Raw genomic sequence first — 12,312 nt, forward strand, 5'->3', positions numbered from 1 at the left:
AAAAAGCAGTTTTTTTTCATGAAATGATGAATTAGAAATCATTTCTTAAGATAAAAAAAAGACAATCACCATATCGGTAAATTGTCTTATGATACATATACTACTTTGAAATTAGATTTGGATTTGATTATCCCTTTTAAATTTGCGAGTTACATCTTCATATACTCCTGAACCAAACAACACACCTATTAAAATTAAAATAAATCCGACTACTTGAGTTAAAACAATTTTTTCACCTAAAAATAATACCGCACCAATAAGTGAAAAGAATGGATTTAAATTTAAAAATATAGCTGCCTCTGTTGTGCCAACCTTACCAAGAGCAAAATTATATAGCATATGCCCCAGAGCTGTTGCAACAACTGCTGATGCAAAAAATACCGCCCAAATTCCTACTGAATGATGCACCATACTAACCATTCCACCTGGTTCAAGTATTTGGCTAATTCCGAATAAAATAATTGAACCCATAACTAGCATATATCCAGTCATTAATCTTGGATCTAATGTTTTCGAAACTTTTTTTATTAAAACAAAGCTAGATGCTTGAGCTAAGATTGCTAAAAACACATAAAAATCTCCATGCGAAACACCATGAAAACCTCCACCGCTCTGGAAAACTATAAAAGCAACACCTGCAAAACCAAATAAAACGCCTAAAATTCTAACAAAATTCATTACACTACCTAAAAAGAAAACCGACAATAAGGCTGTTAAAAGCGGCCCCATTCCGAGAATTAGGCCCCCGTTTGACGCTGAAGTTTGAGAAAGACCGATTGATAAAAAATAATGATGGGCAACTACATTCAATAGCATCGCAAAAAATACATACCCAAACTCTCTCTTAGTAAGCAAACGAACTTTTTTTATTAAAAATAAAATAATAAAAACACTTACTCCAGCAGTGAAAACACGGATAGCTGTCATCGTAACTGGCATAAAGTTCTCTACTAGAACTTTTGTTGCAATTACATTAAATCCCCATACCACCATAATACAAAATAAAATGATATAAATTTGTTGCTTCTTCAACTTCCCCACTTCTTTCTACTGGCCTAAATATAAAAAGAGGGAAAGTTCCCCTCTTCAGACTGTTGTCAAACGCTCGCTTTCTTCGTTACTTCGCCTGTCTGCGGTGCTCATTACCGTCTAAGGTAACTCCGCTCCTCACCAGGCTTCGCGCCTCGAAAGACAAGCGCTTGCAATCAGTCTGATAATCAAGTTTTTAGTACTTTGTCTAAACACTGAAGAGGGAAAGTTCTTCTCTTATTTTAATTCAGAAAACTTTTAAATTACTTTTTCTAATATAGTAAATTTTTGAGATTTATTCAAAGTGTATGCTCAGGTTCACTAAAAATATGTTCCTTGTTTTACTTAAAAATAAAATACTACCCTAGTAACAGGTAGTATTCGTACTATAAAAAATATAAGAATATAATCAAGTACCACAGAAAGTCTGATAAGGACGATTCGGATCAGGAGGTAGTGTACAATAATTTATCTGTTCTTTCGATTCAATAAAAGGATTAGAAAGTGCTTTAAGCAATTTCTCCATCACACTATAATCTCCATTCTCTACAGCTGCTTCTAAAGCTTCTTCTACGCGATGATTTCTAGGGATTACGGTCGGGTTGTTGTCTCGCATCAATTGAAGAGATGCTTCTTTTGATTCTGGTTGTCTACTTAATCTCTCCTGCCACTGCTTCTCCCACTGTTTAAATTCAGATGATGTAAATAAAGGTAGCTCGTCTTGATTACCATATGTTAATGCTCTAAACGTATTCGTATAGTCTGCTTTATACTTTTCCATTATTTCAAGTAACTTATCAATTAATGACTTATCCTGTTCTTCTTCATTAAATATTCCTAATTTTCTCCTCATGCCTGCAATCCAATTATCAACATAAATAATTGGGTATTCTGAAATTGCATTCTGTGCTATTTCTAAGGCTTTTTCCTGATCATCATGCAATAAAGGTAATAATGTTTCAGCAAATCGTGCAAGATTCCATCCAGCCATTTTTGGTTGATTTCCATATGCATAACGACCGCGGAGATCAATTGAGCTAAATACAGTTGCTGGATCGTACGCATCCATGAATGCACAAGGACCATAGTCGATTGTTTCACCACTAATTGTCATATTGTCAGTATTCATTACACCATGTATAAAACCAACTAATTGCCATTTAATAATTAAGGAAGCTTGGCGCTTAATGACCTTTTGCAGTAGTGAAAGATATCGATTTGGATCATTAAGTTCAATTTCCGAATAATGCCTTTGGATTGTATAATCAGCAAGTTCTTGAAGTTCATTCACACTACCCCATCTTGAAACATACTGAAACGTACCAACACGAATATGACTAGCAGCAATTCGGGTCATTACTGCCCCAGGTAATCGAGTTTCACGCTGGATTTGTTCACCTGTCGTTACAACAGCAAGACTTCTTGTAGTTGGTATCTTTAGTGCATGCATCGCCTCACTAATAATGTATTCGCGAAGCATCGGGCCAAGTGCTGCACGACCATCTCCACCTCGTGAATAAGGAGTTCTACCTGAACCTTTCAGTTGTACATCAAATCGCTCGTTTTTTGGAGTGATCTGTTCACCGAGTAATAATGCTCTTCCATCGCCTAGCATATTAAAGTGTGCAAACTGATGCCCTGCATATGCTTGGGCAAGTGGTAATCCACCTTCTGGCACTTGATTCCCGGCAAAAACATTTACACTTTCTTCGCTTTGAAGTGATTGAACATCTAGTCCAAGTGATAAGGCCACTGGTTTATTTAGAACAACCAATTTCGGTGAACTTACCGGATTTAAGTCTTGAGTAGCAAAAAAGAATTCCGGTAATTTTGAATAACTATTATCAAAATTCCATCCTGCATCACTTTTTACATTTCCCTGAGTCATCTTATCCCCCTTTTCCACTTTTTTCTTTTTTTATTATTTACTCTCTACATATAACAAAAAAACCATAGATTTACTATGATTTTGTTTTCACAATCCATTCCTCAGGTTAGTGTCTACTCCACAACTTTAATATATTCTACCATTGAATGAAAAAGGCATAACTTCATTTAGCTGATTTAACGAAAATAACGGCTACTCTACAGCAACCGTTTCTAGTATCGTTTCCTGTTAAAAATACAGTTCAATTTCCTCGAAATTTTAAAATTCTTGTTTATCAATCATTTCTCTGTCTTGGACACTGTTTGATGTATTTACGATAAGTTTATTATAAACCTTATCACAAAGCTTGATCGCACAATAGCCAAGCAATCCTCCAGAGCTATTTAGTATTAGATCATCCACATCAAAAATCCCTAGAGAAAAAACAACCTGTAAGCTTTCTATGCATAAACTAAAACTCAAAGAACTAATGAATACGCTTATGAATGACATCCCTCTATTTTTAGACAAAAGAACAAGAAACATTCCAAATGGGATGAATGCTACGATATTCCCAACCAAATTACTAAAATCAGGCCATGATGAAAGACTATGAATATTAATGAATATAGTTTTAAATGGGATAAGATTTCCCATTTTCAATTCGTTTATGAGATTAACAGGATTCCCGAGATTAGTCTGAAGTTGATACAAAAGAAAGGATAGATCTCTCCAGCGGTATTTAAATAGAATAACTCTAATTAATGCATACATATAAAAGACAAATAGCGCTGAAACAAAAATTTTGTTCATTAATTTTATTATTTTCATTCTGCTAAACTACCCTCCTTAGTATTTGTCGAGTTGTTAAATACCGTCACAATCACACCATCCATATTGTTTCCTGATAATTCATAACGAAGATTGGTAGGTACATGAATGGTCGTATTTTTAGTAACATGGTAATAAGATATTTCGTATTTTTGGCCATTTATTGTAGTAGAAATAGACTTTTGTTTTTTTAAGAAATCCAAATACTCTTCTAAAGAAAAATTCTTTTCCTTCATAATCACACTGTGTGGCAATCCAACATAGCGAATATGCCAAGGTTCATACTGAATGCCTGTAATTGCCGTTTTATCCTTTGGATAGCGTATGATAAAGCCATATTTCCAAGCATTTTTTTCTAGCCACTTACCTTCAGGTGCCTCATTCATTTTCATTTTGGTAGATCCTACATCAAGTGACAAGCCCAAATTATGTTCACTACGGCCCGCAGGCAAGGCATAGTCTGATCCCATTTCATGATAAAGTGCATTTTGCTCATCAAAGTCACGAAAGCCACTATTAATTGTAAAATTACGAACTCCTTCTTTTCTAGCATCAACGATCATCTTCGAAAATTTACGGGCAACATCCTCTGACAATTCAATTTTCGTATCAAGCAATTCGTATCCTTTTTTCAATTCTTTGTGAGTAAATAAGTTTACAACATCTGATTTTATACTTTCCTGGTGTACAGGATATTTTTTGTTTATTAAGAGTAAGTTTCCTTTATAGACCTGTTCTTTTGTAATACCCTTCGTTTGGAAACGATCAGAAGTCTCTTTATTATCTAATCGTTCATTGTTAATTTTTTTAAATGTTTGAATCTCTACTTTATCTTGAAGAGACGTTTCCTTTTTAACGAATGTAAATATCAGGCAAATTACTAAAACAACTAAAAATCCCCACTTCTTCATTTTCACGTTCCTCCTAATTCTGATTGATCCTAGAATAGGAAAAACTTTTTAAATAAAAAGTGGGGTAAACTTTAAATTTTCCTTAAATTTTTTATGAAACTTTTATACTTGGTCAATTGGGATAGTGTCCTGAGGTAATCGCACTTCAAATAAAGTCCGGATTATACTACTTTCAGCCGTAATTGTTCCATTATGTTGCTCCACTATATTCTTTGCAATGAATAAACCAAGACCTGTGCTATCTTCTTGATGAGATCGCGCTTTGTCACCGGTATAATACATATCAAAAAGAAATGGAAGTTCCTCCGGAGGAATACAATCCCCATAATTAACAACCTGAACAATCACTTCTTGCCCATCAACAAACCCATTAATATCTACAAACTGACCATCATGTCCATATCGATTTGCATTGGTTAAAAGATTTTCAAACACACGAGCTAACATCTCTCCATCACCCAAAATAGGTAAATGGGGCAGAAGATTCATTCGAGCGATCAAATTATTTTTCTCAAAAACAGGGTACAATTCTTCTTTTAGTTGAAAAAGTAGATCACTTAAATTAATTTGTCTTTTTTCAAGAGGTAACATGCCATAGTTCATTCTAGTTATTTCGAATAACTCATCAATCAATTTTTCTAAACGCTGAGATTTAGTAAAGGCAATCGTTAAAAAATGTTTGACTTGTTCCTTAGTTAGCTTCTCATCCTTAAGAATTAAATCTAAATATCCTAACACAGAAGTTAGCGGAGTACGCAAATCATGTGCCAAATTTACAACTAATTGCTCTTTACTGTTTTCTGAAAAATCGCCTCTTTGTACCGCTTCTTCTAATTTTTCACTTGCTAGATTAATTGCTTGAGCAATGTCTTCGAACTCATCATTTGACTGGATCGAAACCCGATGTTTAAAGTTACCATGAGCAAGATAATGAATCCCTTTTGATATTTCATTAAAATAAGTAGAATAGGGCTTAGTGAGTAAATAGAAAAATAATATCGAAAGTGGGATAAATAGAAATAAAAAGAAGTTAACGTCTCCAATACTCTGTATGAATCGACGAAGCTGGGCTAAGGGATCACCATAACGAACCATCGTGTGGTAATAAAGCTGTAAACCTTTAAAAATTATGTAAGTTATAATACCAGCCAGAGTCATACTTAAAGCAAATAATACAATGATTTTGGAGCGAAAACTACGTATAATTTTATCCATTAAATGAATACCCCACTCCCCAAACCGTTTTGATTAACTTATTTTTCCGTTTATCTTCTCCGAGTTTTTTCCGCAAGGTGCGAATATGTACCATTACTGTATTACCACCTTCAAAGTATGCATCACCCCAAACCTGCTGAAAAATATTTTCTACGCTAAAAACTTTCTTTGGATGACTGGCTAATAAATACAAAATATCAAACTCTTTCGGTGTTAGCTCGATGTTTTCACCATAATGCAAAACTGTCCGTTGATCGGGGGAAATCATTATTTCACCAAATTCCAAGAGAACTTTATGATCATCTACTTTCGGTTGGTTCAACTTCATAAAGCGTCGCAATTGAGCATTCACGCGTGCAACCAATTCAATGGGGGTAAATGGTTTCGTTATATAATCATCTGCTCCAATAACCAGTCCTTGTACTTTATCGAAATCAGATGTTTTAGCACTCAAAAATATTATTGGCATATTATGCCGCTCGCGAATGAGTCGCGTTACTTCATAACCATCCATTTTCGGCATCATTATATCCAATATCAACAAATCAATCGACCCGGTCTCGACTACACGAACAGCCTCATGTCCATCCGATACTTTAATAACTTGATATCCTTCTTTTTCTAAATGTAAGGCTATCAGGTCAGCAATCTCCTGTTCATCATCCGCTATTAAAATAGATATAGGCTTCATCTATTCTCCTCCTATTTATCGTTACATTCAGTGGATGATTATCCAATTAAATATGCTAGCTTTTTTTCCCAATAAGCTTTAGGCTCTTTATTATTTTCTATTATTTCCTCTTATTCTTCAAGAATATGGTCCATTTTGGAATAAGGTTTAACTTTTTTAGAATCCTTTAAGACATAAAAAAATACCCCTTTAGATCATCACATCTAAAGAGGTTTTTCTTCACGGTATTTAATATCTACTTTTATATTCCACACTTCAACTGAACTTGGCAATTATCACATGTATTACAACCACCATGTTCAACTACAGTACCGGCTAGGCAGATTGGACAAGTGTCTCCGTTTTCTACACCTACGTTACCTGTTTTAACTTGAGCAGTTTCATCAGTATCGTTTGTCATTGCATCTTTACTATTTTCAACTGTTTCTAGTTCTACATTTGTAAAATCATTTTCTTCATTTGTTAGCGATAGTACTTGGGAATCACGTGAACCGTCTACATAAACAGTCCCGCCTTTTGCTCCACCTTTGTGTAATCTTTCATACACTTTTGCTACTTGTTCAACAGAATAACCTTTAGGAGCATTAACTGTTTTACTAATTGAAGAATCAATCCATCTTTGGATAATACATTGAACATCAGCATGCGCCTCTGGAGAAAGGTCCATTGTTCCAACAAATTGTTCTGGTAGATGTTCAATCATCTCATAAACATTTTCTTCAGTTACTTCATATCCATTTGCTTCTAACCATTCTAATGCGATATCAGCTACAACTGGAATGAATTTACCTAAACGTCCTGAACGGAAGTATACGAAGTTAAAATAAGGCTCAAGTCCAGTGCTGACATTCATCATCGTTCCAGTACTTCCTGTAGGAGCAATTGTTAATAAGTGCGAATTACGAATGCCACTTTCTAAAACAGCTGCACGAATTTCTTCAGGCATTTTCCTCATATATCCTGAGTTAATAAAACGTTCGCGTCCATCTTCAAAAGTCGATAAGAATGGGAATTCTCCCTTTTCTTCCGCTAATTCAATTGAAGTTTTATAAGCAGTAGTTGCAATCACTTCAAAAATTTGATCAACCAGTTTGTTGCCAGCTTCCGATCCATATACTAGGCCACAGCGGATTAGTAAATCATGTAACCCCATTACACCTAATCCGATACGGCGTTCACCTTTTGCTTGTTTCGTATTCTCTTCTAAGAAATACGGCGTTGCATCAATTACGTTATCTTGCATTCGCGTTCCGATTTGAACAGTTCGCTTTAATTTTTCCCAGTTAACTTTACCATTTTCCGTCATTTCGGCTAAGTTAACAGCTGCTAAATTACAAACAGAGAATGGAGCAAGTGGTTGCTCACCACAAGGATTTGTTGCAACTACTTTTTGGCCATAAGATACAGCGTTTGTCATTTTGTTTGCATTATCTAAGAAGAAGATTCCTGGCTCAGCAGAATAAGTTGCACAAACATTGATTAAATCCCAAAGTTCTTTTGCTTTTATTGTGTGGTACGTTCGTACACCATATCCACGTGCAGCCCATTCACGTACATCTCCACATTCCTGCCATTCTTGATCATAAATTAAACGCATTTCATCGTCATAGTTTTCTAAATCAGGGAATTGAAGCTTGTATTCTCCATCATTTTCAACTGCTTCCATAAAATCATCAGTTAAACAAACAGATATATTTGCACCTGTTAAAAACTCAGGGTTGTGAACTGAATACTTACCACCGTCATTAAGCAGTTCTTTTGCCTGTTCTATTTCAGGTGTATTTAATTTCCCTTCAATTGTTGCAATATGAATTAAAGCTTCATAAGCTGCTTTTTCAGTTGCACCAATCGGTTCGAACTTTAACTTTCGCTCTACTTCTTCACGAATTAATTTCGATTTTGTAGTTTGTGCAATATAGCGTAAAACCTTTGGATTTTGGTTCTTTGATACGATGAACTCTACAATATCAGGATGATTGACGTTCATCATAATCATTTGAGCACCACGTCTTGACCCACCTTGAATAACTAAATTTGTTAATTCAGATAAATCATGTAACCAAGAAACTGATCCACTTGAGCGACCATTCACACTATAAACAATTGCATCGCGAGGACGTAAAGTTGATCCGTTTGTTCCAACGCCACCACCGCGTGACATAATTTCCATTACCTTCTTACGGTGTTCACCAATCCCATCACGAGAATCGTGAATATGAGGCATTACATAACAGTTAAAGAATGTTGTTGAAGCTCCTGTACCGGCACCAGCCAAAACACGTCCCGCTGGTACAAAAGTTTTGTTAGCTAAAATTTCATAAAACATCTCTTTTACTTCGGAGAATTTTTCTGGAGTTTCTGCAGATGCAAGCCCACGTGCAACACGGTCTGCAATTTGTTCGTAGAAGATTTCAAGTGGTTTGTCTACTTTATTAAATGCAACTGTAATGATTGCTCCGTCTTCAAACTGAGAATCTAATTGAACAGTTACTTCTTCCTGACTATTGTCAATAGCAATTACTTCACCATAACCACGACGAGGAAACTTTGGATCATCCTTATATGTTAGTACAACCAGGTCACCTACACCTAATGTAACAAGCTTAATATCTTTAAATGCGTATCGATCTAACATAACCGTTCTAGATACACCTTTAAATGTTGTTTTATGCATCTTTGGATTAATAGGTGTAATCATTGGAAAATGCATTATGTCTTGATTTAATTTCTTTATATTAGCAGGTAATTCAGCATCAATTATTGTATTTATCATCACCTGTTCCTCCTCGTATAGATTATATCGATTTTACCATATATCGATATATAGGTGTTCTCTTTCTTCCCAACACCCATATGTAGTATTTATCCCGTCTCAACAAGATATAAATATACCGACTTAAGAAGTAAAAGTCAATGTAAACGACCCAAATAAACTTATTTAAATTTGCACATTTCCCCACAAATTTCATTGACAAATTTACTTTTAACTAAGTGCTGATAAATATCCACTTTAAGAATTACGAATTAATCAGTATCCTTCAGTAGTAAGATTATAATTATATTTTTTATATAAAGCTTGATAATTTCTCCAATAAATAGTGTACAATTTATAGAAATTAAAGAAATGGAGAAAAACAAATGGTAACTTGTAAAGAAACAAGAGTCATCAGAACAAATTTGGTTTTACCAAATGATGTAAATAGTCATAATACTTTGTTTGGTGGAAAACTTATGAATGACTTAGATATTATCGGAAGTATTTCTGCAATGAAATTCTGTAGATCTTCAATTGTAACTGCATCAACTGATTCAGTAGATTTTCTACATCCGATTACGATGAAAGATTCGGTCGCATTCGAAAGTTATGTAACTTGGACTGGCACTTCATCATTTGAAGTTTTCGTGAAAGTAACTGCAGAAAACTTAAGAACTGGAGAAGAAAAAATCGCTGCTACTGCTTTTTTAACTTTTGTTGCACTGGACGGGGAAGGTAACTTAATTAAAGTTCCACAAATTGTTCCTGAAACTGAGGAAGAAAAATTCTTATATCAAGGCGGAGAAGAACGCGCTAAAATCCGTAAAAATAGAAGACTCAAAAGTAAGGAATTAGCAGACTTTTTTTACAAAAAATAAAAATGGGACGACTAATGTCGTTCCCATTTTTAAATTATACTGTCATTTTCCAACTAGATAAAGCTAACCAATTTTCTCTTTCCTTATATTCTGGAATAATTTTACCGACAAGTCGCCAAAAGGACCTGTCGTGATTCATATGGACCATATGGCACATTTCATGGACAACTACATAGTCAATTACCTTTTGAGGTGCCATTGCTAGTTTCCAATTAAATGTTAATTGCCTTTTTGAATCACAAGTCCCCCAGTTTGTTTTACTATCAGTAATACGAATTGATGATGGCTTTACTTTAAAATTACTTTGATACTTCTGAATACTCTTTTCAACTATTGCTTTAATTTGTTGGTAATAAAACCTTTTAAGTGCCTGTTTTATTCGTTCATCCTCTAGTTGTTTTACAATAATATTTAGCCTATTTCCTTCAAAAACTACCTGATCTTGCTGAATACTTTCATCGTGTGAAATTTGTATAGGATATGAATTCCCTAAATAAAGAAATGTCTCACCGAATTCATAAGTCCGTTCTTTTGGTCCACGAAGTCGCTCCTTCATTTCATTTGATTTTTGAAGTATTAACTCCCAATTAGCCTCTAAAACTTCAATGACACTTTTATCTGGTGTATCTTTAGGAGCCTGAACCTCAACGTTTCCATAAGCATCTATATAAATACCGATCGATTTTTGCTTTTTATACTTTATATTAAAACTGATTGTTTCATTTAAATATGTATGTATCATTTTATTTATCACCTATCGCTAACCTTCTAATCCTGAATCTTTCCAATTATATAATATACTACAGTAGAAGTTTTAATTTTTAAATAGTAAAAACAACACTCTAATAAACGAGTGTTGCCTGAAAATTTTTTATTCTATTATAACTGGCAGTTCTTTATACCCATACACAAATGTACTAGGTATAATTCTAAGCTCTTTTGTTTTATCCAACTTCATATTTGGTAATACCTTTAGCATCTCAGTAATACATATATTTGCTTCCAACCTAGCCAGCTGTGACCCTAAACAAAAGTGTACTCCCGATCCAAATGCTAGATGATTATTGGGAGAGCGATTAATGTCAAAATCCTCAGGTTCATTAAAAATGGTTTCGTCTCTATTTGCCGAGCCTATCCATGCCATGATTTCTTGACCTTTTTTTAGGTTTATCCCATTCAAATTCATATCTTCTGTTACAAAGCGATTCATGCTATGAACAGGAGAGCGAAAACGTAGTGATTCCTCTATAGCTGCTGATATTAATGATTTATCTTTATATAATTGATCGAGTACATTGGGTTGCTCGAACAATGTAAGCATTGTATTCCCAATAAGATTTGTAGTCGTTTCATTTCCTGCAACAAGTAAAAGAAAGCAGAAGTTTAAAAGCTCTTCAACAGATAATTTCTCACCATCTACGTTTGCAGCAATTAATGTAGATACTAGATCATTTTTAGGATCATTTTGCCTTTTTTCAACGATTTGATAAAAATACGCTTGTAAGTCATATAATGCTTTACCTTGCTTTTCTATTAAATCATTCATCTCATCAGGAGAGAGAGATTGAGTACTTGAGACTACAATATTAGACCATTCTTTAAACTTTTCACGGTCTTTACTTGGTACTCCAAGCATTTCAGAAATTACAATAACAGGTAGTGGAAAAGCAATATCCGCAATGATATCGATTTCAGGTTTGTCCTTTATTGATGCCAATAATTCTTTTGTAAGTGACTCAATTCTTGGTGCAAGTGCTTCAATTGCTTTTGGAGTAAATGCTTGACTTACAATATTACGATATCTTCGGTGGGTAGGTGGATCTAAGTCTAGTAAGGTTGGAAATAATCCATTTCTGTTTGAACTAAATTGCCTAAAGTTTTGTAAGACCATTTGGACATCCTTATAACAAAATACATCCCAACAATTTCTGTCCGGATCAAATGAAATGGGAGAGTTTTTTCGCATTTTTTTAAACCAATCGTGAGGGACGTCCGTTTCAACTAACCCTCTTGGTCGAACTAATAGTCCAAAACTCTTTTTTTGTTCCTCCACCCTTATTCCCCCTTAATATGTAGCTTATTAACCGTTCTTCCAGACAAGTAATGATACATGGTACCGCTATGTAACTATACAA

10 protein-coding genes are annotated in these 12,312 nt (G+C 34.5%); 1 reads left to right on the top strand and 9 read right to left on the bottom strand.

The genetic code is table 11. The features are described from left to right. Positions 1-111: 111 nt before the first annotated feature. The 7 genes from ABEY15_RS03310 to ABEY15_RS03340 form a co-directional block, all read right to left on the bottom strand. Complete coding sequence (locus ABEY15_RS03310; protein WP_429888430.1) at positions 112-1,032, bottom strand: DMT family transporter; 921 nt, start codon at positions 1,030-1,032, stop codon at positions 112-114. A 406-nt stretch (positions 1,033-1,438) separates the two neighbouring features. Continuing rightward, positions 1,439-2,917, bottom strand: a complete 1,479-nt coding sequence (locus ABEY15_RS03315; RefSeq protein WP_429888431.1) for a protein adenylyltransferase SelO — start codon at positions 2,915-2,917, stop codon at positions 1,439-1,441. 258 nt (positions 2,918-3,175) lie between these two features. Next, positions 3,176-3,727: a VanZ family protein gene (locus tag ABEY15_RS03320; RefSeq protein WP_429888432.1), complete on the bottom strand. Its 552-nt coding sequence runs from the start codon at positions 3,725-3,727 to the stop codon at positions 3,176-3,178. After that, on the bottom strand, positions 3,724-4,638 hold the full coding sequence (gene vanY / locus ABEY15_RS03325; protein WP_429888433.1) for a VanY-A/VanY-F/VanY-M family D-Ala-D-Ala carboxypeptidase: 915 nt from the start codon (positions 4,636-4,638) through the stop codon (positions 3,724-3,726). The genes ABEY15_RS03320 and vanY overlap by 4 nt, the downstream gene beginning before the upstream one ends. 102 nt (positions 4,639-4,740) lie before the next feature. Further along, positions 4,741-5,853: an ATP-binding protein gene (locus ABEY15_RS03330; protein ID WP_429888434.1), complete on the bottom strand. Its 1,113-nt coding sequence runs from the start codon at positions 5,851-5,853 to the stop codon at positions 4,741-4,743. Further along, complete coding sequence (gene vanR / locus ABEY15_RS03335) at positions 5,846-6,544, bottom strand: vancomycin resistance response regulator transcription factor, VanR-F/VanR-M family (RefSeq protein WP_429888436.1); 699 nt, start codon at positions 6,542-6,544, stop codon at positions 5,846-5,848. The genes ABEY15_RS03330 and vanR overlap by 8 nt, the downstream gene beginning before the upstream one ends. A gap of 241 nt (positions 6,545-6,785) precedes the next feature. Continuing rightward, positions 6,786-9,314 carry a vitamin B12-dependent ribonucleotide reductase gene (locus ABEY15_RS03340; protein ID WP_429888826.1) on the bottom strand — a complete coding sequence of 843 codons (2,529 nt, stop codon included), beginning with the start codon at positions 9,312-9,314 and terminating at the stop codon, positions 6,786-6,788. A 368-nt stretch (positions 9,315-9,682) separates the two neighbouring features. Between ABEY15_RS03340 and ABEY15_RS03345 the strand changes: the two genes are divergently transcribed. Further along, entirely contained in the window at positions 9,683-10,177 is a 495-nt protein-coding gene (locus ABEY15_RS03345) for an acyl-CoA thioesterase (protein ID WP_429888438.1), read from the top strand. A gap of 34 nt (positions 10,178-10,211) precedes the next feature. Here ABEY15_RS03345 and ABEY15_RS03350 read toward each other — a convergent pair whose 3' ends face one another. Next, positions 10,212-10,919, bottom strand: coding sequence for a M48 family metallopeptidase (locus tag ABEY15_RS03350; protein ID WP_069035330.1), 708 nt, complete (start codon positions 10,917-10,919; stop codon positions 10,212-10,214). Between the two features lie 129 nt (positions 10,920-11,048). Next, a complete protein-coding gene (locus ABEY15_RS03355; protein WP_429888439.1) occupies positions 11,049-12,230 on the bottom strand; it encodes a cytochrome P450 in 1,182 nt (393 codons plus the stop codon). Positions 12,231-12,312: the final 82 nt, after the last annotated feature.

It is taken from the genome of Gottfriedia acidiceleris (genome assembly GCF_050457485.1).
Taxonomy (GTDB): domain Bacteria; phylum Bacillota; class Bacilli; order Bacillales; family Bacillaceae_G; genus Gottfriedia; species Gottfriedia acidiceleris_D.

Bases quoted from the DNA above. Each gene is read 5' to 3' on its own strand.
- ABEY15_RS03315 (WP_429888431.1), bottom strand. From the start codon at position 2,917: ATGACTCAGGGAAATGTAAAAAGTGATGCAGGATGGAATTTTGATAAT.
- ABEY15_RS03320 (WP_429888432.1), bottom strand. From the start codon at position 3,727: ATGAAAATAATAAAATTAATGAACAAAATTTTTGTTTCAGCGCTATTT.
- vanY (WP_429888433.1), bottom strand. From the start codon at position 4,638: ATGAAGAAGTGGGGATTTTTAGTTGTTTTAGTAATTTGCCTGATATTT.
- ABEY15_RS03330 (WP_429888434.1), bottom strand. From the start codon at position 5,853: ATGGATAAAATTATACGTAGTTTTCGCTCCAAAATCATTGTATTATTT.
- vanR (WP_429888436.1), bottom strand. From the start codon at position 6,544: ATGAAGCCTATATCTATTTTAATAGCGGATGATGAACAGGAGATTGCT.
- ABEY15_RS03345 (WP_429888438.1), top strand. From the start codon at position 9,683: ATGGTAACTTGTAAAGAAACAAGAGTCATCAGAACAAATTTGGTTTTA.
- ABEY15_RS03350 (WP_069035330.1), bottom strand. From the start codon at position 10,919: ATGATACATACATATTTAAATGAAACAATCAGTTTTAATATAAAGTAT.